Origin of the sequence: Actinoalloteichus fjordicus, from assembly GCF_001941625.1 — a bacterium.
Lineage (GTDB): Bacteria > Actinomycetota > Actinomycetes > Mycobacteriales > Pseudonocardiaceae > Actinoalloteichus_A > Actinoalloteichus_A fjordicus.
Window position 1 is genome coordinate 977,473 of the sequence record NZ_CP016076.1, and the last position, 21,587, is coordinate 999,059.

The 21,587-nt window shown below is 70.5% G+C and carries 19 protein-coding genes; 14 read left to right on the top strand and 5 right to left on the bottom strand.

Going from position 1 to position 21,587, the window contains the following annotated elements:
• Nucleotides 1-146: 146 nt before the first annotated feature.
• Nucleotides 147-977: a PaaX family transcriptional regulator gene (locus UA74_RS04580; protein ID WP_075739182.1), complete on the bottom strand. Its 831-nt coding sequence runs from the start codon at nt 975-977 to the stop codon at nt 147-149.
• Nucleotides 978-1,151: 174 nt separating this feature from the next.
• Here UA74_RS04580 and UA74_RS04585 point away from each other — a divergent pair, with 174 nt between their 5' ends.
• Both UA74_RS04585 and UA74_RS04590 read left to right on the top strand, forming a co-directional pair.
• On the top strand, nt 1,152-1,319 hold the full coding sequence (locus UA74_RS04585) for a DUF3117 domain-containing protein (RefSeq protein WP_075739184.1): 168 nt from the start codon (nt 1,152-1,154) through the stop codon (nt 1,317-1,319).
• 282 nt (nt 1,320-1,601) lie between these two features.
• Nucleotides 1,602-3,017 (top strand): leucyl aminopeptidase family protein, encoded by a 1,416-nt coding sequence (locus UA74_RS04590; RefSeq protein ID WP_075765957.1) that lies wholly within the window; start codon nt 1,602-1,604, stop codon nt 3,015-3,017.
• 516 nt (nt 3,018-3,533) lie between these two features.
• Here the strand turns inward: UA74_RS04590 and UA74_RS04595 are convergent.
• Nucleotides 3,534-4,553 carry a LysR family transcriptional regulator gene (locus UA74_RS04595; RefSeq protein WP_083682919.1) on the bottom strand — a complete coding sequence of 340 codons (1,020 nt, stop codon included), beginning with the start codon at nt 4,551-4,553 and terminating at the stop codon, nt 3,534-3,536.
• Nucleotides 4,554-4,618: 65 nt separating this feature from the next.
• On the opposite strand from UA74_RS04595, the gene UA74_RS04600 reads away from it, so the two are divergent.
• Entirely contained in the window at nt 4,619-6,019 is a 1,401-nt protein-coding gene (locus tag UA74_RS04600) for an MFS transporter (protein ID WP_232237630.1), read from the top strand.
• Nucleotides 6,020-6,159: 140 nt separating this feature from the next.
• Here the strand turns inward: UA74_RS04600 and glgA are convergent, their stop codons facing one another.
• Complete coding sequence (gene glgA, locus UA74_RS04605; protein ID WP_075765959.1) at nt 6,160-7,317, bottom strand: glycogen synthase; 1,158 nt, start codon at nt 7,315-7,317, stop codon at nt 6,160-6,162.
• 198 nt (nt 7,318-7,515) lie between these two features.
• Here glgA and glgC point away from each other — a divergent pair, with 198 nt between their 5' ends.
• Complete coding sequence (gene glgC, locus UA74_RS04610) at nt 7,516-8,736, top strand: glucose-1-phosphate adenylyltransferase (protein WP_075743408.1); 1,221 nt, start codon at nt 7,516-7,518, stop codon at nt 8,734-8,736.
• A gap of 321 nt (nt 8,737-9,057) precedes the next feature.
• On the opposite strand, the gene UA74_RS04615 is transcribed toward glgC, so the two are convergent.
• Entirely contained in the window at nt 9,058-9,708 is a 651-nt protein-coding gene (locus tag UA74_RS04615; RefSeq protein ID WP_075739186.1) for an O-methyltransferase, read from the bottom strand.
• Between the two features lie 295 nt (nt 9,709-10,003).
• Here UA74_RS04615 and sigE point away from each other — a divergent pair, with 295 nt between their 5' ends.
• The 4 genes from sigE to tatB all read left to right on the top strand — a co-directional run bounded on the left by sigE (nt 10,004) and on the right by tatB (nt 13,843).
• A complete protein-coding gene (gene sigE, locus UA74_RS04620; protein ID WP_075765961.1) occupies nt 10,004-10,597 on the top strand; it encodes an RNA polymerase sigma factor SigE in 594 nt (197 codons plus the stop codon).
• Nucleotides 10,594-11,463, top strand: coding sequence for an anti-sigma factor family protein (locus tag UA74_RS04625; RefSeq protein WP_075763874.1), 870 nt, complete (start codon nt 10,594-10,596; stop codon nt 11,461-11,463). The genes sigE and UA74_RS04625 overlap by 4 nt, the downstream gene beginning before the upstream one ends.
• A gap of 425 nt (nt 11,464-11,888) precedes the next feature.
• Nucleotides 11,889-13,382 (top strand): S1C family serine protease, encoded by a 1,494-nt coding sequence (locus UA74_RS04630; protein WP_075765963.1) that lies wholly within the window; start codon nt 11,889-11,891, stop codon nt 13,380-13,382.
• Between the two features lie 68 nt (nt 13,383-13,450).
• Nucleotides 13,451-13,843, top strand: a complete 393-nt coding sequence (gene tatB, locus UA74_RS04635) for a Sec-independent protein translocase protein TatB (RefSeq protein WP_075739192.1) — start codon at nt 13,451-13,453, stop codon at nt 13,841-13,843.
• 381 nt (nt 13,844-14,224) lie between these two features.
• Here the strand turns inward: tatB and UA74_RS04640 are convergent, their stop codons facing one another.
• The gene (locus tag UA74_RS04640) at nt 14,225-15,379 is read right to left on the bottom strand and encodes an Mrp/NBP35 family ATP-binding protein (RefSeq protein ID WP_075739194.1); all 1,155 of its coding nucleotides are present in this window, start codon (nt 15,377-15,379) and stop codon (nt 14,225-14,227) included.
• 219 nt (nt 15,380-15,598) lie between these two features.
• Here UA74_RS04640 and UA74_RS04645 point away from each other — a divergent pair, with 219 nt between their 5' ends.
• The 6 genes from UA74_RS04645 (at nt 15,599) to UA74_RS04670 (ending at nt 21,582) form a co-directional block, all read left to right on the top strand.
• On the top strand, nt 15,599-16,117 hold the full coding sequence (locus UA74_RS04645) for a MarR family winged helix-turn-helix transcriptional regulator (RefSeq protein ID WP_075739196.1): 519 nt from the start codon (nt 15,599-15,601) through the stop codon (nt 16,115-16,117).
• A 149-nt stretch (nt 16,118-16,266) separates the two neighbouring features.
• Nucleotides 16,267-17,211 carry an HpcH/HpaI aldolase/citrate lyase family protein gene (locus UA74_RS04650; RefSeq protein ID WP_404799984.1) on the top strand — a complete coding sequence of 315 codons (945 nt, stop codon included), beginning with the start codon at nt 16,267-16,269 and terminating at the stop codon, nt 17,209-17,211.
• A 473-nt stretch (nt 17,212-17,684) separates the two neighbouring features.
• Nucleotides 17,685-18,215 carry a general stress protein gene (locus UA74_RS04655; protein ID WP_198042922.1) on the top strand — a complete coding sequence of 177 codons (531 nt, stop codon included), beginning with the start codon at nt 17,685-17,687 and terminating at the stop codon, nt 18,213-18,215.
• 273 nt (nt 18,216-18,488) lie between these two features.
• Nucleotides 18,489-19,772, top strand: coding sequence for an ABC transporter substrate-binding protein (locus UA74_RS04660; RefSeq protein ID WP_075743411.1), 1,284 nt, complete (start codon nt 18,489-18,491; stop codon nt 19,770-19,772).
• 83 nt (nt 19,773-19,855) lie between these two features.
• Nucleotides 19,856-20,737 (top strand): carbohydrate ABC transporter permease, encoded by an 882-nt coding sequence (locus UA74_RS04665; protein ID WP_232237800.1) that lies wholly within the window; start codon nt 19,856-19,858, stop codon nt 20,735-20,737.
• Nucleotides 20,737-21,582, top strand: coding sequence for a carbohydrate ABC transporter permease (locus tag UA74_RS04670; protein WP_075739202.1), 846 nt, complete (start codon nt 20,737-20,739; stop codon nt 21,580-21,582). The genes UA74_RS04665 and UA74_RS04670 overlap by 1 nt, the downstream gene beginning before the upstream one ends.
• Nucleotides 21,583-21,587: the final 5 nt, after the last annotated feature.

Sequence of the window (21,587 nt, forward strand, 5' to 3'; positions counted from 1 at the left end):
TCGCCTGCCGACCCCGGTCGGGCGACGGGACTCGGCTCCCCGCCTGCGGGGCGGATCTCCTCGGTGGCACGAAGACCGTCGGTTCCACGGACTTCCTCGGTGGGGTGGGGAGACGCTGGTCGATCGGGCACGGTGGCACTCCTCTCCTAATCCTGCCGCCCCTCACCCTGGTCAGGTGATGAGTCGGCGGGTGACCCTGCACTGCTCGCCAGACACAGCCGAACGAACCGATCCGCCGCCGGGGCCAACCGAGCGGTGTGTCGGTCGAAGAACGCGGCGGCCAGGTCACCGCCCCATTCTCGAGGAAGCACAGTGGCCGGGAGACCGGGATCACGGAACAGGAAGCCGCGCCAGGCGTGCAGCAGTTCGAGACCGGCCGCGAACGCCGCCGCGTCGTCGGCCGCGTCGACGACGGCGAGGCGGCCCTCCCAGTCCTGGATGAACGCCGAGTAGTCCTCGGCCAGGGCATCGAGGTTCCACGCGCGACGCGCCAGCTCTCCATCGTCACCCTGATGAGTGCCCGAAAAACTGCTCGCGCGCGTGGACTCCACCGCCAGGACGTCCGACAGCTCCTCGGCGGGACGGGGTGCGACCCAGGTCACCGGACCGAGTTCTCCGTATCCCAGCAGCCGAAGTGAGGAGGTGAGCCGGTCGCGGGCAGGCCGCCCCGGCAGCCCCTCCAAGACGAGGATGTGCCAGCGGCCGTCCCAGTCGTCGGGACGGGTTCGGTAGATGCGCGCGGCCGCCTCGTCCAGGCGACGTTCGGCCTTGGCCGTCAACGAATAACCGGGCCCGTCGGGCAGCCGTACCGGCGTCAACCAGCCCTGACGCACCGTTCTGGACACTGCGGTCCGCACGGCGGGGGAGGCGAATCCCAACGGCTCCAACAGCCGTACCAGCGCAGCGATCGTCGCGGCGCCGCCCCTGCCGCGCAGGTGACCGCCGAAGAGATCGAACAATGCTGACCGAGCTCGCACGACAGCCGAGTCTGACACCCGTTTGCCCGCTCGACCAGCGTTGTGTGCATACGCTCTGCGATGCCAAGCCGATGGTTCGGTTTCACGGTTGCGTCCAGATGGGGGAGAATGCTCGCGTGCCCGACGAGCGGTGCGGTGCGTCGGGCGGGGAAGTGTTGATGGAGGGAGCACGCTATGGCGGCCATGAAGCCCCGGACCGGCGACGGTCCCCTCGAGGTCACCAAGGAGGGACGCGGCATCGTGATGCGGGTCCCGCTCGAGGGTGGTGGGCGCCTCGTCGTCGAGATGTCGGCAGAGGAGGCCAGTAACCTTGGCGATGCACTGAACGCCGCCGTGGGGTGAGGCGAGGCCGACACGACGCGGTCCGCCTGCCGTGGTCGGCCTGAACTGCCCTCAGCGGAGTCCCGGCCCCGGCTTCCTCGACAGGATGCCGGGGCCTTCGACTGCCCCATTCGACTTCACGCAGGAGCTGCGTTGTCTCTCGACACCCTGCCCGACGTCCCCGTGTCGCCACCTCGGCTGCGCGTGCTGATCGGCGCCCCCGCACCCGCGTCGATCCACGCCTGGCCGGTGTTCTCCGCCGAGACGCCACGCCATACCGGTGAGACGGAGGCCGACGCGCCGCTGCCTGCGCGCGGCGCGGATCACCTGGTCGAGGACTGCGCTCGTCTACGAGTCGCGGGATTCCGCGGCAAGGTCGGCCGGGTCGAGCGGATCGGCCTCGGCGAGGCCCCGCCGAGGTGGATGTTCGGGGTCGGAACCGGCTCGCCCGCTGACTGGCGTGCCGCAGGCGCCGCCGTGCTGCGCAGCGCCGAGGAGCACGATTCACACGCCCATGAGGCGGGCCTCGACTCCGTCGAGGAGGTCAGCCTGCTGCTCCCCGCATCCCTGGACGACGCCGAGATCACCGCGCTCGTCATCGGCGCCTCCCTCGGCTCGCATCGGTTCACCGTGACCGGGCGGGAACGCCCGCCGAAGCCGACGGCCGTCACGTTCGTGCTGCCGGCGGAGACGCCGGAGGAGACGGTGGCGGCGGTGACCTCCGCAGTGGACCGTGCGGTCGCGGTGTCCTCGGCGACCGCCTTGGCCAGAGACCTCGCCAACGCGCCGTCGAACGTCAAGAACCCCGACTGGCTGGCCGAGGCGGCGGTGGCGGTCGGCGCGGGGCATCCGGATCTTGCGGTGACCGTCCGGGACGAGCAGTGGCTGACCGAGCACGGCTTCGGCGGTGTGCTCGCGGTCGGCGGCGGCTCCGCGAGCCCGTCCAGGCTGATCGAACTCGCCTGGCGGCCGGCCGGCGCAGCCGACGGGCCGCACCTGGTCTTGGTCGGCAAGGGCATCACGTTCGACACCGGCGGAATCTCGCTCAAGCCCGCCGACGGGATGCATCTGATGCGGACCGACATGGCGGGCGGGGCCTCGGTGATCGCCGCGCTGATCGGCATCGCGACGTTGCGGCTGCCGATCCGGGTCACCGGTCTCGTGCCCAGTGCCGAGAACCACGTGTCGGGCGCCGCCTATCGGCCGGGCGACGTGGTGACGCACTTCGGCGGCCGGACGAGCGAGATCGTCAACACCGACGCCGAGGGCAGGCTGGTCCTGGCCGACGCGCTCGCCTACGCCGTCGATCGGCTCGATCCGACGGTGCTCGTGGACGTCGCGACGCTGACCGGCGCGATGAAGATCTCGCTCGGACTGCGCACCGGCGGCCTGTTCAGCTCCGACGACGCCCTCGCCGACGCGGTGACCGCGGCGGGCGAGCGGGTCGGCGAGGCCTGGTGGCGGATGCCGCTGCTCGCCGACCACGCCGAGGACGTGCGCGGCGACTGGGCGGACGTCCGGCAGGGCCCGCCCGGTCCCGGCGGCGTGATGGCGGCGCTGTTCCTGCGCGAGTTCACCGCCGGACTGCCCTGGGTCCACCTCGACATCGCAGGTCCCGCCCGAGCCGATCGTTCTTACGCGGAGGTCAATCCCGGCGCGACCGGCTTCGCCGCCCGCACACTGATCGAACTGGCCGCCTCGCAGGTGCCGTCCTCCTGAGCACCTGTCTGTGATCCCCACTTTCCCGTTGCGCGGGGCAGGCGCGGCGATCTGCGGCGTTGTCGTCAGTCGACATGACTCCGTCATGTCTTTTCCTCCGCCTGGCAGCTCATCCACGCTGATCCCGCTCACGACTCCAGGGGGATCGAAGACAGGCTCTGAGCCACGTCGCGGCGTCGGTGTCCGACGGCCGCCGGGTGCTCTGCCTGCGCGGTTCTCGGGCGGTGTCCGGTGCGGTGTGCAGGCTCCAGAGGTGTGCTGCCTCGCCGGACGTCGCCGCAGCCCGTTGCTCAGGTGACGCCCCGGCCCCGCCGGGCCCGTGCTGGGCCCGGCGAGGACGGCTCGCGCGGGGCGCGCCCGTGCCACGAGAGCCTGCGATGCAACCGAGCCGCGTCGCGGCGGGCGTCGGTCCGCCGTCGGGAGCGGCTGGGACGCGGCTGGGGAAAGCGGACGGGACGCGACCGGGACGCGGCTGGGCACCGCCGGCGGCGGAAGCACGTCAGGAGCGCCGAGGCGTCACGGAGGCGGGGCGTCGGTGCGGCCGCCTCCACCGCTTCGAGCCGCCGTGTCGCCTGCCGGTGAGCCACCGGATCTTGGGTCGTCAGGCCGAGTGAGGGGCGGCGGCGTCGCGTGGTGGCGGGCGGCGATGGCGAAATCACGGAACGCGCGGACCGCCGAGGTCATCGGGCGACCCGCGAGCCAGACCAGCCCGATCGTGCGGCCGGATCTCGGGCTGAGTCGGACCTCCACCACACCCGGCGGCGGACCGGCGTCGGCTACGGGCACCATCGCGATGCCGAGCCCGGCCGCCACCAGACCGCGCACGGTGTCGGTCTCCTGGCCCTCGAACGTCAGCACGGGGGTGAAGCCCGCCGCCGCACACAGCTCGTCGGTGATCTGCCGCAGCCCGAAACCGGGTTCGAGGCCGACGAACTCCTCGTCGGCCAGCTCCCCGATGCGGACCCTGCTGCGGCCTGCCAGGCGGTGCCCGGCGGCGACGGCGAGGACGAGCGGCTGCTCGAACAGCGGGGCGCAGCGCAGATCCGGATCGTCGGTCGGCAGCGGCGAGGTCAGGCCGAGGTCGACGCAGCCGTTGCGCAGCTGGGACAGGATCGTCTCGTGCGGCGCCTGGCCGAGGGTGAAGCGCACGGACGGGCGCTGGAGACGGAAGCCTCGAAGCAACTCGGGCACCTGCACCCCGCCCATGGTGTGCAGGAACGCCAATGCCACGCGCCCGCGATCGGGATCGGCCTCGTCCAGCGCGCGACGGCAGCCCGGCTCCAGGGCCGCGAGGGCGTGTTCGGCGGCCTCGGCGAGCAGTTCGCCCGCGCGGGTGAGGCGGATGCCGCGGCCCTTCCGCATCACCACGGGAGTCCCCAACTCGGTGCCGAGCCTGGCGAGCCACCGGCTCACGGTCGGTTGGGGAACGTCCAGCAGGGCCGCGACTCGGGTGACGTGTGCCTCGGTGGCGACCGCGCGCAGCAGGGCCAGTCTCGGGGCGAGGTCCCGGGCGAGCCGTTCGGCTGACTCATCCATCTATGAATGGTAATGCGCAGAAAGATTCATTGGACGGGGGATCGCGGCCGTCCTACGGTCGGTTCGTGGCTGTCTCCGACGATTCGGGAGTCGACGGCCCCGGCGACTCCGTTGCTGGGCGGTCGTCGGGGCCTCACGGCTCACCTCGGGACCACGGCGCGGGGCCTGCACAACCCGCTTTCGGCGGCGCGGTGCCGGACGCAGGCAGCGCCCGGCGACGCGCCCGCCGAATCGGCGTGGCGATGCTGGTCGCGGGCTTCGCCGTCTTCGCCCTGCTCTACTCGGTCCAGCCCGTGCTGCCGCAGTTCGCCGAGCAGTACGGGCTCGGTCCCGGCGGGGCTTCGCTGGCGGTGTCGGCGGCGACCGGCGGCCTGGCCGTCGGGCTGCTGCCGCTGGCCGTGGTCTCCCAGGCGCTCGGTCGTCGACCGGTCATGATCGTCTCGGTCTGCGCCGCCGTGCTGATCGGCGTGGTGGTGCCGCTGGCGGACTCCTTCCCGATGCTGGTCACACTGCGTGCGGTGCAGGGCCTGGCGGTCGCGGGGCTGGCCTCCGTCGCGATGGCCTACCTGGCTGTCGAGACTCGGGCGGCGGGTCTCGGCGCGGCCATCGGCCTCTACGTCGCGGGGAACAGCCTCGGTGGGATGTCCGGGCGGCTGATCACCGGCGTGATCGCCGATCTCGCGAACTGGCGGATCGGCGTCTGGGCGGTGACTCTGCTGGCTGCGGCCTGCGCGGTCGTGTTCGTGCTGGTACTGCCGCCGTCGCAGGGGCCGAGGCCCGCCCCGCTGCGTCGATCCGCAGTCCTCGGCGGGCTGCGGGCCGCGGTGACCGATCCGGTGCTCTACGGCCCCTACCTGGTAGCGGCCCTGGGAATGGGCGGATTCGTCTCGCTCTACAACGTGCTGGGCTTCCGGCTGCTGGCTCCGCCGTTCCTGCTGGCTCCGGCGGTGGTAGCGCTGGTGTTCCTGGCCTACGCGATCGGCAGCATCACCTCGGCGACGGCGGGACGGGCGGCGGATCGACTGGGCAGGCCGCGGGTGTTGATCGGCGCCTTGGCGGTCACCGTCCTCGGGGTGCTGGTGACGCTGCCCGACCAGCTCGGTGCCGTCCTGCTCGGCCTCGGCCTGTTCACCGGCGGATTCTTCGCCGCACACGCCGTGGCGGGCGGCTGGGTGAGCGCCAGGGCGAGCGGGGCGGCCAGGACGCAGGCGCCTGCCCTGTATCTCCTGGCCTACTACCTCGGCGGCAGCGTCGGCGGAGTGATCGGCGGCCTGGTCTACGGCCGTTGGGGTTGGGCAGGCCTCGTCCTCGTCGTCTGTGCGTGGTTCCTGCTCGCCTCGACGGGGGTGCTGCTCGCCGCCCGTGCCCAACGACGAGCCCGACGGGACGCAGCGGGGCAGGCGGATTCCGACGTCGGCAGGCAGGCGCGATCGAGGAGCAGTTCGGCAGCCCCGACGAGGGGCTGAACCGGGGCTCGACGTGTCGCAGGTCGTCTGCCGTTCCGGCCCGCCCGGCCGGCTCGCCGCGCGGCAGGGCGGGCCAGGCCGCACGCCCGTGGACCGGTCCCGGGCACCGGATGACGAGCCCGCCCGAGCGGCGGCCGGGCTCAGCCCGCCAGGGCAGCCCGATAGACGGCCACCGTCTGCTCTGCCACGCCTGCCCAGGAGAAGTCCGTCACCGCGCGCCGCCTGCCCGCCGCGCCCATGGCTGCCGCGCGGGCCGGATCGGCGAGCAGGGCGTTGACCGCCTCGGCCAGCCCGTGCTGGAAGGTCAGCGGGTCCTTCTCGTCGAGATGCACCAGCAGCCCCGTCTCCTCGTGATCGACGACCTCGGGGATGCCGCCGACGTCCGAGGCCACCACGGCCGTGCCGCAGGCCATGGCCTCCAGATTGACGATGCCCAGCGGCTCGTACACCGACGGGCAGACGAAGACCGTGGCATGGCTGAGGACCTGGCGGACCTCCGCCGGATCGAGCATCCGCTGAATCCAGAAGACACCGGGGCGCGTGGCCGCCAGCTCGGCGACCGCCCGCGCGATCTCCTCGCCGATCTCCGGTGTGTCCGGGGCGCCCGCACAGAGGACGAGTTGCGCCTCGGGGTCGAGGTGATGTGCTGCGGCGACCAGATGCGCCACGCCCTTCTGCCGGGTGATCCGGCCGACGAAGGCGACGATCGGCCTGCCAGGGTCGACCCCCATCGCCTGGAGCGCGTCCGTCGCCGTCACCGGGTGATAGGCGTCGGTGTCGATGCCGTTGCGCACCACGTGCACCCGGTCCGGGTCGAGAGCGGGGTAGCAGGAGAGCACGTCGGCTCGCATCCCGTCGCTGACGGCGATCACCGCGTCCGCGGCCTCGTATGCGGTGCGCTCCACCCATGAGGACAACCGGTACCCGCCGCCGAGCTGCTCGGCCTTCCACGGCCTGCGCGGTTCCAGCGAATGGGCGGTGACGACGTGGGGAACGCCGTGCAGCAGCCCCGCGAGATGGCCCGCCAGGTTGGCGTACCAGGTATGGGAGTGGACGAGGTCGACCGACTCGGCGGCCTGGGTCATCGACAGGTCGACCGAGAGTGCGCGCAGTGCCGCGTTGGCCGCCTCCAGGCCGGGCGCGGGCGCGTGGGCGCGGGCGTCCTCGCGCGGCTCGCCGAAGCAGTGCACGTCGACGTCGATCAACTCCCGCAGCCGGGGGACGAGGAAGCCGACGTGGACGCCTGCCCCGCCGTAGACCTCGGGCGGATATTCACGGGTCATCAGTCCGATGCGCACAGGAGGCGACACTAGATGGCCCGCTTGAGTGAGCGCACCCAGGTGATCGGGTGAATGCTGTCGGCGCGTCGTCTCGTCAACACGAGCAGGTGAAATCGCGCCAGGATGTGCAGAGGACGCAGAATATGAGGACAACTCAGCAAACAGGCAACCCGCAGACTGGATAGACAGGCGTCGGGGCGACTAGGGTCGGTGATCGTGAAGGGGCAGCCCAGCGTACTCGGGATCGTGCTCGCGGGCGGCGAGGGCAAACGGCTGTGGCCGCTGACCGCGGACCGGGCGAAACCGGCGGTCCCCTTCGGGGGAAACTATCGACTCGTCGACTTCGTGCTGTCGAATCTGGTGAACGCGGGCTACGTCCGCCTCTGCGTGCTCACCCAGTACAAGTCGCATTCACTCGACCGGCACATCTCCACGACGTGGCGACTCTCCGGGGTGCTCGGCGACTACATCACGCCCGTGCCTGCGCAGCAGCGGCTCGGACCTCGCTGGTACACCGGCAGCGCCGATGCCATCTATCAGTCGCTGAACCTGGTGTATGACGAGCATCCGGATCACATCGTCGTCTTCGGCGCCGACCACGTGTACCGGATGGACCCGGCGCAGATGGTCCGCCAGCACATCGAGTCCGGTGCGGGAGTCACAGTGGCGGGCATCAGGGTGCCGCGCACCGAGGCCAAGGCATTCGGCTGCATCGACTCCGACGCCGACGGCCGGATCACCAGCTTCCTGGAGAAGCCCGCCGATCCGCCGCACGTGCCGGACGACCCGGAGGTCACCTTCGCGTCGATGGGCAACTACGTCTTCTCCACCGAGGTGCTGCTGGACGCCCTGCGGGCCGACGCCGCCGACCCCGACTCCGTCCACGACATGGGCGGCAACATCATTCCGATGCTCGTCGACCGGGGCGTGGCCACCGTCTACGACTTCAGCGACAACGAGGTACCCGGTTCCACGGAGCGGGACCACGGCTACTGGCGGGACGTCGGAACCCTGGACGCCTACTACGACGCCCATCGGGATCTCGTGTCGGTGCACCCGGTCTTCAACCTCTACAACCAGCAGTGGCCGATCCGCACCGCCACGCCGCCCCTGCCGCCCGCGAAGTTCATCGAGGGCGGCACCGCACGGGAGTCGATGGTCGGCCCCGGCTCGATCATCTCCGGCGGCGACATCCGGGGTTCGGTCGTCAGCGCCGACGTGATGGTGGACGACGGTGCGATCGTGGAGGACAGCGTGCTGCTGCCCGGAGTCCGGATCGGGCGCGGTGCGGTGGTGCGACGGGCGATCCTGGACAAGAACGTCGTCATCGCGCCCGGCGCGCGGATCGGCGTGGACCCCGCGCGGGATCGGGAGTCCTACACGGTGAGCAGCGGCGGGGTCGTCGTCCTCGGCAAGGGCGCCCGCGCGGAGCGCTGAGCCGATCTGTCGCGGGCAGCGGCAGCGTGCGGGCGAGACGTTGACCATGCCACTCTGGGCGCGGCCGAGGGTGTCGTGTCCGGTCGTCCTGTCTCCGCTGCCCGTCGGAACCGTCGGGCGCCTGAGGAGCGCGGCCGGTTCGACTCGCACGGCTTTGCCGAGCCAGTCGGGGACAGCCCGATCGCCTGCGCCTGGCGACCTCGATCTGTCTCGGCCGATACCCGGGTGCCGCCCGGACCGACGCGGGCGGCCTCCCGCACGGTGGGCTGCTCGCCGTCTTGTCGGGCCCCCGCGCCTGGAGATCTCGGGGCGCCTCCGATGTCAGGGCGCCTTGGCCGCCAGCAGCAGGCCGTCACCCAGCGGCAGCAGCAGCGGCGCGAGCCGTTCATCGGAGCGCACCGCCCTGGCCACCTCCAGCAGCGCCTGTGCCTCGGGATCTCGCGTGTCGGGATCGGTGAGCAGCTCCCGATCCAGCATGTTGTCCAGGACCAGCACGCCGCCGGGCCGGAGCAGCCGCAGCGCCTCCTCCAGATACCGGGGGTAGTCGGTGATCGCGCTGCCGACGAACATCAGGTCGTAGGCGCCGTCGGCGAGCCGGGGGAGCACCTCCAGACCGCGACCCATGATGAGTCGGGTGCGCCCGGAGGGCAGCGAGGCGTCGGCGAAGATCCTCCTGGCGACCCGTTGATACTCCGGATCGACGTCGATCGAGGTCAGCACGCCGTCCGGCGCCATGCCGCGCAGCAGACACAGGCCGCTCACCCCGGTCCCGGTGCCCACCTCGACCACGGCCCTGGCCTGTAGCGCCGTGGTCAGGAACCGCAGTGCCGCGCCCGTGCCGAGGCTGATCGGCGCACACCCGAGTTCCACACCGCGCGCCCGAGCGGCGGCCAGCACCTCGTCCTGGGCGAGGTACGCCGCAACGTAGTCCTGGACCGCATCGGCGTCGGCGATCGGCGTCTCGGGTGTCACAGCATAGGAGGTTAGCGGCGTGGCCCCGGAAAACAGAGGAACGCGCCAGAAGAGTGCAGGCTCACGGCCGGTCCGTCTCGGTCACGGACGGTGTCGTGGGCAGTCTCTCAGGCTGCTCTCAGGCGGTTCTCATCGTCGTCTCACCTGGATGCCGGACAGTGTTATCCGGCGGACTCGGGGAGAGTCGAGGGCAGCCTAGGCCCCCGCAGGCGTGTTCGCGCGACGTGGGAACACCACGGGTCGCTCCGTCGTTACATGGGGCAGTGAGAGCCCTGAGGAGGTGTCCTGTCCGACGATGCCAGCACACTCGAACACCGAAACGGCCCGTCCGGTGGTCAGCCTGTCCGATGAACAGGCGACAGACTGGACCCCGCCCACCTGGGCGGAGGTCGTCCAGAATCATGCCGATCGGGTGTACCGGCTGGCGTTCAGACTGACGGGCAACCAGCACGACGCCGAGGACCTGACCCAGGAGACCTTCATCCGGGTCTTCCGTTCGTTGGCCTCCTACAAACCCGGCACGTTCGAGGGCTGGCTGCACCGCATCACCACGAACCTCTTCCTGGACATGGCACGCAGGCGCGCTCGGCTCCGGATGGAGGGCCTGCCGGAGGACACCGACCGGCTGCCCGGCGGCGGCCCGAGCCCGGAAGAGGTCTACAGCTCGATGCACCTCGACCCGGACCTCCAGGCCGCGCTCGACGCGCTGCCGCCGGAGTTCCGGGCGGCCGTGGTGCTGTGTGATGTGGAAGGTCTCTCCTACGAGGAGATCGGCGCCACGCTCGGGGTGAAGCTGGGTACAGTGCGGAGCAGAATCCATCGCGGGCGACAGGCGCTCAAGGAGGCTCTTGAGCATCGTCGCGAGCGTGCCCAGGAGGCGTCCGTATGACGGAACTGCGCGGTTTCGCGCTCCCGGAGCAGCATCTGGCTCTCGATGCGCTGGTCGCATTGGTGGACGGGGAGCTCTCGGCATCCGCACACGATCGAGCGGTGAGTCATCTTGCGCGCTGCCCGGCATGTTCCGGCCGGGCCACGGCGCAGAGACAGGCGCGTACGGCAGTACGCACTGCGGCTCCCCCGATGATGCCGGTAGGGCTGCTGGAGGCCTTGTGCGCCATCCCGCAGCATGCCGATCTTCCCTCCGGACCGGACGAGCTGGCGGTGACCCCGGACGGCAAGGTGGTCACCGTCCGCTCCACCGGCAGCCCGCCCGCCGGTCGCACCCCCGGTGACTCGGCGGTCCTCGGCTCCGGCCCGGCGCTGGGCTCCGGCCCTCGCCTCGGCGAGGGGTCTGCGGTGCTCGGCTCCGCCCCGAGGCCCTCGGCCGAGCGGGCCGCAGGCTCGCGACTCGGCTCGGAGCGCCTGCGGGCCGTGGACCGCCGGGCGCGCAACAGTGCGAGCGTGGTCGTCTCCGGTCTGGTCCTGGGGGCCGTGGCGCTCGTCCTGCCTGCCGAGCAGCCGGAACGCGTCACCGGCAGTTCCACCTTCGGCGCCGAGGAGAGCGCGGGCGGCGCGAGCGCGGGCGGTGCGCGTCGACCCGTCTACGACATGGGCGCCCTTCCGGAGACCGTCCTGCCGGTCGTCACCCCCGCCACCGCACAGCAGCCCGCCGCACCCGAGGTCGGTCCGCAGTCCGTGACCACTTCACCCGGCTCGCCTGCGGAGCGTCCCTCCTCGCCGCAGCCCGGGCCACGCGCCGCGTTGGGGACCGGCCTGCTGCCCTTCCTGGGCGGTCCGCCGAATCTCGGCGGCTGATCGCGCGGTCGCACCCGTTCCACCACATCGGTTTCACCTCCGGTGGGAGAGTCTTCTCTCTGCCTGATCTGGAGAGTCTGTCTTCGGGCCGCTCCGTCGCGGGCGGGGATCGGCGTGGACGAGCTGCACGGCGACCAGCGGGAGCCATGACTCCAGTCATGGTGACCGAGGACGACGCCGTACCGCGCCTGCCCTGCGCAACGGGACGGCAGGGATCGAAGACGGGCTCTCAGGCGGTCTGCGCGAGCAGGATGGCGGGGAGTGAATCGAGGCTCTTAAGCTGACCTGGTGGGCGAGCCCCCTGCTCGCTGCCGCTCGCCGGTCCTCCGTCGTCTACCGCTCGGGGAAACATGAGTTCGCAGTCGCCTGCATCGCCGTCGGGACATCAGCCCTCCGGACCGGAGGGCGCCGCCGCGGATTCCGGCGTGCCGAGGCTGGCACCGAGACCGCAGGTGCGTCCGCCGGTCGACCCGGCCGAGGCTGCGGTCTTCGCCAGACCAGAGGGCGTCACGACCGCCTTCGATCATCGGACGCAGGCTGCCTCCTCGGCGCGCGTCGAGCTGCCGACCGCCCCGCCGCCCTCGGCCTTGATCGAGGCCTTCGGCAGACCGGCGGGCGGTGGTGCCGGGCTGCAACGCCCGCCCGGCGCTCGAGACGTCCGGCCAGGCAGCTCGGATCGGGCCGAACCGGTCTTCTGGTCCACCGAGGGCTCGGTCTGGCGCGATCCGAGCTCCACCGCCGTGCTCGGCCCGCCTGCGGTCGCCGCCGAGGACGCTCAGCCCGCCGGTGACGCGTCGACGCTGCCGGAGGGGTCGAGACTGAGCGCTCGCGAGGTCCTCTTCGGCGGCAGGGTCAAACCGCGCGCACTGCTGCTGCTCGGGGCCTTCGCCCTGGTGATCGGACTGGTCGGCGGTCTGATCGGGCGGCTGGCGGTCGAAGGGGGCAGCCTGCTGAGCGGGCCGGAGGTGCGGCTCGCCGAGGTTCGGCCCGGCATCGAGCGCGAGCCGGGTTCGGTCGCCGAACTCGCCGGGCGGGTGCGGCCCGCCGTGGTCTCCGTTCAGGACACGGTCGGCAACATGGGATCGGGGGTGGTGATCGACGAAGGCGGATACCTCGTCACCAACGACCATGTGATCGCCGAGTCGGCGGACGACCCGGAGTCGAGTCTCACCGTCATCTTCCACGAGGGCAGCCGTGCCGTGGCGGAGATCGTGGGGCGCGACCCGAGCACTGACCTGGCGGTGCTGCGCGTGGACGTCGACAACCTCACGGTCCTGCCGATGGGCAGCTCCGCAGACCTCCAGGTCGGCGACTCGGTGCTTGCGGTGGGCAACCCGCTGGGCTTGTCCGGCACCGTCACTGAGGGCATCGTCAGCTATCTGGACCGGCCGATGCGGCTGGACGCCACCGACGGCAGCGAGGTCGTGTTCGGGGCGATTCAGACCGACGCGGCCATCAACAGCGGAAACTCGGGCGGCGCGCTGGTGGACTCCAGCGGCACGCTGATCGGCATCAACACTCTGAATCGGACGCCGCCGATGGCGGGGCAGGGGCAGAGCGGTTCCATCGGCCTCGGCTTCGCGATCCCCGTCGACGACGTCCGCCGGATCTCGGAGGAGCTGATCCGCAACGGTGAGATCCACCATCCCGATCTCGGGGTCAACTCCAACAGCGTGATCACCGACGACCTCAGCGGCGCTCAGGTGGTCAACGTACGAGCAGGCAGCTCGGCCGATCAGGCGGGGCTCGCGGAGGGCGACATCATCATCCGGGTCGGCGATCGAGAGATCTTCGGTGCGGAAGAGCTGGCGGCGGCGATCCGAGAGCAGCAGATCGGCGCGGTGGTCGAGCTGGAGGCGGTGCGCGGCGCCGAGGTCCTGGTGATCCCGGTGACCCTCCAGTCGGACGAGGACAGTTGATCGTCGGCGGGTATCGGTTCTGAGCGGCGAAGCGGTTAGGCTGTCGAGGACGTCCCAGGGGGTGGCGAGTGTTCGACAGTGTGGGCTGGGGTGAGCTGATCGTCCTGCTCATCATCGGGCTGTTCATCTTCGGTCCCGACCGGCTGCCCGAGGCGGCGGCCTGGCTCGGGCGCTCGGTGCGCAAGGTGCGGGATTACGCCACCGGCGCCCGCCAGCAGCTGCGTGATGAACTCGGACCTGAGTTCGACGACCTCCAGAAGCCGCTGAACGACCTCCGGGGCCTGCGCAATCTCAATCCGCGCAGCATGGTTACCGAGCAGGCCCGCAAGCTGTTCGACGAGGAGCCGACGCCGCGCAATCGGACGAACGGCGCGAATCGCACGCCTGCGGCTGCTCCCCGGCCGGTGGAGCCCGCCCTGAAGCCCGGTGAGCGCCCGCCGATCGATCCCGACGCCACCTGAGCAGACTCGCCTGGTCGCGACCGGTCCGCTCCTGATCGGCCGCATCGACGCTGAAGACAGCTGCCGAGCCCGCACCCGGTCCGCCCGAATCCGCGAGCGCTCGGCCTGCGGAGGCTTCTCGGCGAGTGTCCATCGACCCGGGCGGGCCGTTCGGCCGCCGCCCCGTCTCGGACGTCGAACCCGGGCGCTCTCCGAGACGCCGCGCGCCGCGCGCTGACGGACCCGGCTCAGCCTCGTCGGTGCGTCGGGGCCGAGGCACGGTGACCGCATTCGCGGTGCGAACCGGCTTCGGCGAGGCGCAGCCCCGGCGCGCGTTCCGCGCCGGGGCCGAGGTGCGCCTCGACGCGGCGGCCGACGGGCGACCGCCGCGAAGGCGAAACCTCAGCGCTTGACCGGGGTGACCGACAGCATCTGGCCCGCGAGCCCCCTGGCCCGGACGGTGAGTCGCTTGGCGATGTCCGACAGCACCACCGAAGCGGGGGCGGTCGGCTCGGCGAGTACCAGCGGCGTGCCCGCGTCGCCCTGCTCCCGCAGGCGCTGGTCCAGTGGCACCTGACCCAGCAGCGGCACCTCGGCACCGACCGAACGGCTCAGCGAGTCCGCGACGAGCTTTCCGCCGCCGGACCCGAAGATCTCCAGCCGCGTCCCGTCGGGCATCTCCATCCAGGACATGTTCTCCACGACGCCCGCGACCCGCTGTCGGGTCTGCAGCGCGATCGCGCCTGCCCGCTCGGCCACCTCGGCCGCCGCCTGCTGCGGTGTCGTCACCACCAGCAGTTCGGCGTTCGGGACGAGCTGCGCGACGGAGATGGCGACGTCGCCGGTTCCGGGCGGGAGGTCGAGCAGCAGGACGTCCAGGTCTCCCCAGAACACGTCGGAGAGGAACTGCTGGAGCGCGCGGTGCAGCATGGGGCCGCGCCAGACCACCGGAGCGTTGCCGGGGGTGAACATGCCGATCGAGATGAGCTTCACGCCGTGGGACTGCGGCGGCATGATCATCGACTCGACCTTCGTCGGCTTGCCGCCCGCGCCGAGCATCCGGGGGATCGAGTGACCGTAGATGTCCGCGTCCACCACGCCGACCGACAGACCGCGCTGCGCCATGGCCACCGCGAGGTTGACGGTGACGCTGGACTTGCCGACCCCGCCCTTTCCGGAGGCCACGCAGTAGACGCGGGTCATGGAGCCGGGCTCGGCGAAGGGGATGCGCGGTTCGGCGGCGTCGCCTCGGAGCCCGCGACGGAGTTCCGCGCGCTGCTCGTCGTTCATCACGTCGAGTTCGACAAGGACCTCGCGGACACCGGGGACGGCACTGACGGCCGTGGTGACGTCCTTGGTGATCCGGTCGCGCATGGGACAGCCCGCGACGGTCAGGTAGATCGCGACGGACACGACGCCGTCCGCCGCGATGGAGACGTCTTTGACCATCCCCAGCTCGGTGATGGGCCGGTGGATCTCCGGGTCCTCGACCCGGCCGAGCGCCTCGTGCACCGATGCGGACGAGGGGGTGGTGTCTGCGGGCTGCACAGTGGTCACTGCTGAGCACCGACCTTCCGGTACGGGATTCGCGTCTCTCACCCCGGCCTCGGGCAGCTCTCCTGCCTCCGGCCTGGGGTCGGGCGTCGCCCCTGGACAGGGGTCGAGCCGCTCAGCCCCATGCTACGGGCTGGCCCGACGGCTCCTCGTCGCCCTCTCGGCGATCTTTCTCGTCGATATCGTGCATCCGACTGGACGCGGTGAGTAACATCGACTTCTGTGGCGGATACCGGTCTTGCCCGATTACCGACGGACGAAGAGATGGCTGCGTGGCGTGCCTTCCTGCGCGCGCATGCGAGGGTCACCCGTTCGTTGGAAGCGGATTTGATAGCGGAGCAACGACTCTCGCTGGCTGCCTACGAAGTACTACTCCAACTGGCGGAATCCTCGGATTGCCGGCTTCGGATGACGGAGTTGGCCGATGCCGTGCTGCTTTCCAGATCGGGTGTCACCAGGCTGGTTGACCGGCTGGAACGTGCCGGACTCGTCCGTCGGAGTCGAGTCGACACGGATGGCAGGGGCGTGCTGGCGGTCCTCACCAGCCATGGCCTGGAAAGGCTGCGGACGGCCACCGAAACGCATCTGACGGGAGTGGTCCGATATTTCAGCTCGCAGCTCGCCCGCTATCAGTTGAACGTGCTGGGTGATACCTGCATGAAATTGGCAGAGGGAAAAATTCCTTCGCCGGCAGGCGAGGTGGACCCCACGACGATCACCGCTGCTGACAGCGGTGGGTAACCACCAGGTCAGCTGCGGGCCCTCCAGGGCGGCGCGGGCGGGTCCGGCTCCGCACCGAAGCCTGACCGCGCCGCGCCCGCTGCGGTCCTCCTAACATTCGCCGGGACGAGTCAGCCCCGAGGAGAGCGAGGATCACCGTGGTCGAGCGCATGCGCCCCCGTCGTTCATGCCTGGCCGTCCCCGGTTCGAGCCTGAAGATGATCGACAAGGCCAGGGGTCTGCCGGTCGACGAGTTCTTCCTGGATCTGGAGGACGCCTGCGCGCCCCCGGCCAAGGCGCAGGCACGACGCAACGCCGTCGAGTCGCTGACCGAGGGCGGCTGGGGCGGTCGCACCAGAGTGGTGCGGATCAACGGCCTGAGCACCGAGTGGGCCTACCGGGATGTGATCGAGGTGGTCGAGGGGGCAGGCGCCGATCTCGACTGTCTGCTGCTGCCCAAGGCGGAGTCCGCAGAGCAGGTCCGGTGGCTCGACGTGCTGCTGACTCAGATCGAGCTGGCGAACGGCCTCGAGGTCGGACGGATCGGCATCGAGGCGCAGATCGAGAGCGCGGGCGGCCTGGTGGCGGCCGACGAGCTGGCCCGGTCCTCGCCTCGGCTCGAGGCACTGGTGTTCGGGCCCGCGGACTTCATGGCCTCTCTCAACATGCGAAGTCTCGTGGTGGGGGAGCAGCCGCCGGGATATGACCGGGGCGATGCCTACCACTACGTGTTGATGCGGCTGCTCGTCGCGGCCAGGGCGGCAGGCATCCAGGCGGTGGACGGCCCGTATCTCCAGATCCGGGACGTCGACGGCCTGCGGCGGGTGGCCGCGAGTTCGGCCGCACTCGGCTTCGACGGCAAGTGGGTGCTGCACCCCGGCCAGGTCGACGCGGTCAACGAGGTGTTCTCCCCGAGCCAGGCGGACTACGACCACGCCGAGAACATCCTGGACGCCTACGCCTGGCACACCTCGGCGGCGGGCGGCGCCCGAGGCGCCGTGCTGCTGGGCGAGGAGATGATCGACGAGGCCTCGCGGAAGATGGCACTGGTGATCGCGGCGAAGGGGCGGGCGGCCGGACTCGTGCGTCGGGAGCCGTGGCGGCCCGAGGACTGATCGGACGGCTCGGCGTCGACGGCGGACGGCCGAACCGGGCCGGGCGATGACGGGCTCGGGGGCACCAGGTGGGGCGGGCGCAGGACGTCCGCTCGCCGGGCACCGGTGACGGCGGCTCCTCCTGAACCGACCCCGATGTGCACGGGCGACGGCGGGTCACGTGCGATGCGGTCGGGGGCCGCGAGCGCGCGGCGGCGAGTGTCCGGAGCACCCCGTCAGGGCCGAGACGACCCGCGTGGTCCCGCCTGCGCCACGCGGGTCCGGCGTCCGCCGCTGCGAACCCGAGAGTGCGTGCTCTGCCTGCCCTTTCGGGCGGCAATACGTCACATCGGGGGACGCCGTCGGGCGGAGTGGTCGCCCCCGCGAGCAGCATGGATCATGGGTATGTCTGATTCGTCGTTCTGTCGGGGGCGGAACTGTCAGGCGTGCCGATCGTTGGCAGGATGCAGGTTCTCACGTTCATGAGGGGAGACATGGTGACAAGTCCGTTCGGCGGTACCGGTGGCGGCTCGCCGGGAGCGCCCAGGCTGCCCACGCCCCCCACCGGGTGGCCTATCGGGTCCTACGCCACCTACGAGGAGGCGCAGCGGGCGGTGGATCACCTCGCCGACGGTGACTTCCCCGTCCAGGAGGTCACGATCGTCGGCGTCGACCTGATGCTGGTGGAGCGCGTGACGGGCAAGCTGTCCTGGGGGAAGGTCCTCGGCGGCGGCGCGGCCTCCGGCGCGTGGTTCGGCCTCTTCGTCGGTGTGCTGCTGAGTCTGTTCGGCAGCCCGGACGGCTTCATACTCGGCCCGATCCTCGTCGGCCTGGCCACCGGTGTGCTGTTCGGCGTCCTCTTCGCGGCGGCGACCTATGCCTCCGCCAGGGGACGGCGTGACTTCATGTCGGCCAGCCAGCTCGTGGCCGGTCGCTACGACGTGCTCTGCCAGCCGAGGCACGCGGAACAGGGGCGGGACATCCTGGCCAGGCTGGCGATGGGCCCCCGACGCACCACTTCCTGATCGACCCTCTCTCCGGACCTACGGCCCCGTTTGATAACAGGCTGGTGGCAGCCGCAGGCAATCCGCCCGGGGTTGTTGCGAGCCGTGATCTTCGGGCCTAGGTTTTACCCACCGTTCCCGAGGTGTGCGGGTTTTCACACTTCGTTCCTGGTTCTACCCCCGAAGGGGTGAGCCGCGGGATGGGCACAGTGAGGTGCCGGCCGTGTGTGGTGGTCCGGGTCGTCGATGACCACCCGGTTCGACTTCCCTCGGTGCGGCGGGAAGGAGACAGGGATGAACGGTCCCGCGACTCGGTCGCGGTCTGGGAGGGCGAAGGGGCGAAAGGCGGCCGTCGCCGCCACGGCTCTGCTCGTCGCACCGCTGGCGGGTTGTGCCGCCGGCGCGGACGACGGAATCACGATCAACCTGTATTACGCCCCGGAGCAGAACTTTCAGACCGTCGTCGACAACTGCAACGAGGAGGCCGACGGGCGCTACCGCATCGCCTACAACATCCTGCCGCGCGGCGCGGATGATCAGCGCACCCAGATGGCTCGGCGACTCGCCGCCGAGGACACCAGCATGGACATCCTCGGACTGGACATCACCTGGACCCAGGAGTTCGCGGGTGCGGGCTGGACACTGGAGTGGACGGGCGAGCACCGAGCCGAGGTGGAGGACGGCACCCTGGAGGGGCCGCTGGAGTCCGCCCGCTACGAGGACCGCCTCTACGCTGCGCCGAAGAACACCAACGTCCAACTGCTCTGGTACCGCACCGACCTGGTCGACTCGCCCCCGGAGACCTGGGGCGAGATGATCGAGCTGTCGCAGGAGCTGCGGGACGCGGGCGAGACCTACCAGGTCAACGCCACCGGCGCTCAGTACGAGGGCCTGGTCGTCATCTACAACAGCATCGTCGCCTCCGCAGGCGGCTCGATCCTCTCCGAGGACGGGACCCAGGCGGTCTTCGACGAGGGCGCGGTGCGCGGCCTCGAGGTGTTGCAGGACTTCGCCTCGGCGGGCGTCACCGACCAGTCCTTCACCAATGCGATGGAGGACGAGGCGCGGCTGGCCTTCCAGTCCGGCAACGGTGCGTTCCAGCTGAACTGGCCGTACGTCTACCCGGCCATGCAGTCCGAGGCCCCGGAGCTGGCGGAGAACGTGAGCTGGGCGCGGTATCCGGGTGTCGAGCCCGGCGTGCCGTCGCGGGTCTCCATCGGCGGCTTCAACCTCGGCATCAGCCGGTACACCGAGCATCCCGACGAGGCGTTCGAGGCCGCGTTGTGCCTGCGCAACGCGGAGAACCAGCAGTACTCCGCGATCAACGACGGCGTGCCGCCGACCATCGAGAGCGTCTACGACGAGCCCGAGATGGAAGACGCATACCCGATGAAGGACGTCATCCTGGAGGAGTTGCAGGATGCGGCGAACCGGCCGTTGACCCCGGCCTACCAGAACGTCTCGACGGTGCTGGCCGCCACGCTCTCGCCGCCGGGGAACATCGTTCCCGAGGCCACGGCCGAGGAACTGCGGCAGTCCGTTCAGGACGCCCTGGAGTCGAAGGGGGTCCTGCCGTGAGTGAGCCGACCGGTACCGCCGATCCGCAGCCCGCAGTCGCCGCACCCGGCGCGGTCACGACGTCCCGCCGCCGCAAGGCGCCGTTGTCGGAGGGCCGCAAGGCCGAGCGAAGGCTGGGCTGGCTCCTCTGTGCGCCTGCCGCGCTGGTGATGGTGCTCGTCACAGCCTGGCCGATCATCTACTCGGTGTGGCTGTCGTTGCAGCGCTTCGACCTGAAGTTCCCGGATGAGCGTGAGTTCATCTGGTTCGAGAACTACGTCACGGTGCTGACCAACGGCTACTGGTGGGGTGCCTTCGGCGTCACCGTGCTGATCACCCTGGTCTCGGTGGCGATCGAGCTGGTCCTGGGCATGGCCCTGGCCCTGGTGATGCACCGGACCATCGTCGGACGCGGCCTGGTGCGGACCTCGGCGCTGATCCCGTACGGCATCGTCACCGTCGTCGCCGCCTTCTCCTGGCGGTACGCGTGGACGCCGGAGACCGGCTATCTGGCGAACCTCTTCGGCGGGGGAGCCCCGTTGACCGAGCAGGCCAGCGCGCTGGGCGTCATCATCCTGGCCGAGGTCTGGAAGACCACGCCCTTCATGGCCCTGCTGCTGATGGCGGGCCTGGCACTGGTGCCGAACGACCTGCTCAAGGCGGCGGCCATCGACGGTGCAGGCGGCTGGCAGCGCTTCACCAAGGTCATCATCCCGGTGATGAAGCCCGCGATCCTGGTCGCCCTGCTGTTCCGCACCCTCGACGCGTTCCGCGTCTTCGACAACATCTACGTGCTCACCTCCGGAGCACAGGACACCTCCTCGGTGTCGATGCTGGCGCAGACGAACCTGATCAAGGGGCTGAACCTCGGCATCGGCTCCACGATGTCAGTGCTGATCTTCATCGCGGTGGCGATCATCGCGTTCATCTTTATCAAGCTGTTCGGCACCTCCGCGCCGGGCAGCGACAACGAGGGGAGGCGCTGATGGCCGCCTTCGGCGCGACCGCCACCAGGAACCGCAAGCTCGGCTGGACGCTGATCAACGCCGTCGTCGTGGTGTACGCCCTGGTGCCGGTGCTGTGGATCGCCTCGCTCTCGTTCAAGACCCCCGGCACGATCACCGACGGGAACTTCATCCCCCGCGAATGGACGCTGGAGAACTACGCGTCGATCTTCAGCACCGGACAGTTCATCCGTGCGCTGGGCAACTCCATCGGCATCGCACTCATCGCGACGCTGATCGCCGTGGTGCTCGGCACGATGGCGGCCTACGCCATCGCCAGGCTGACCTTCCCCGGCAAACGGCTGCTGGTCGGGGTGTCGCTGCTCATCGCGATGTTCCCGCAGATCTCCCTGGTGTCGCCGCTGTTCGAGATCGAGCGGGCCCTCGGGCTCTTCGACACCTGGCTGGGACTGATCCTGCCGTACATCACCTTCTCGCTGCCGCTGGCGATCTACACGCTGTCGGCCTTCTTCCGGGAGATCCCCTGGGAGCTGGAGAAGGCGGCGAAGATGGACGGCGCCACGCCCGCACAGGCCTTCCGGCGGGTCATCGCCCCGCTGGCGGCGCCGGGCGTGTTCACCACGGCCATCCTGGTGTTCATCTTCTGCTGGAACGACTTCCTGTTCGCGTTGACGCTCACCTCGACGGAGTCGTCGCGGACGGTGCCGGTGGCACTGTCGTTCTTCACCGGAGACTCGCAGTTCGAGGATCCGACCGGGTCGATCTCCGCGGCAGCCGTGGTGATCACGATCCCGATCATTCTGTTCGTGTTGTTCTTCCAACGCCGCATCGTCGCCGGGCTGACCTCCGGCGCTGTGAAGGGATGAGGTGA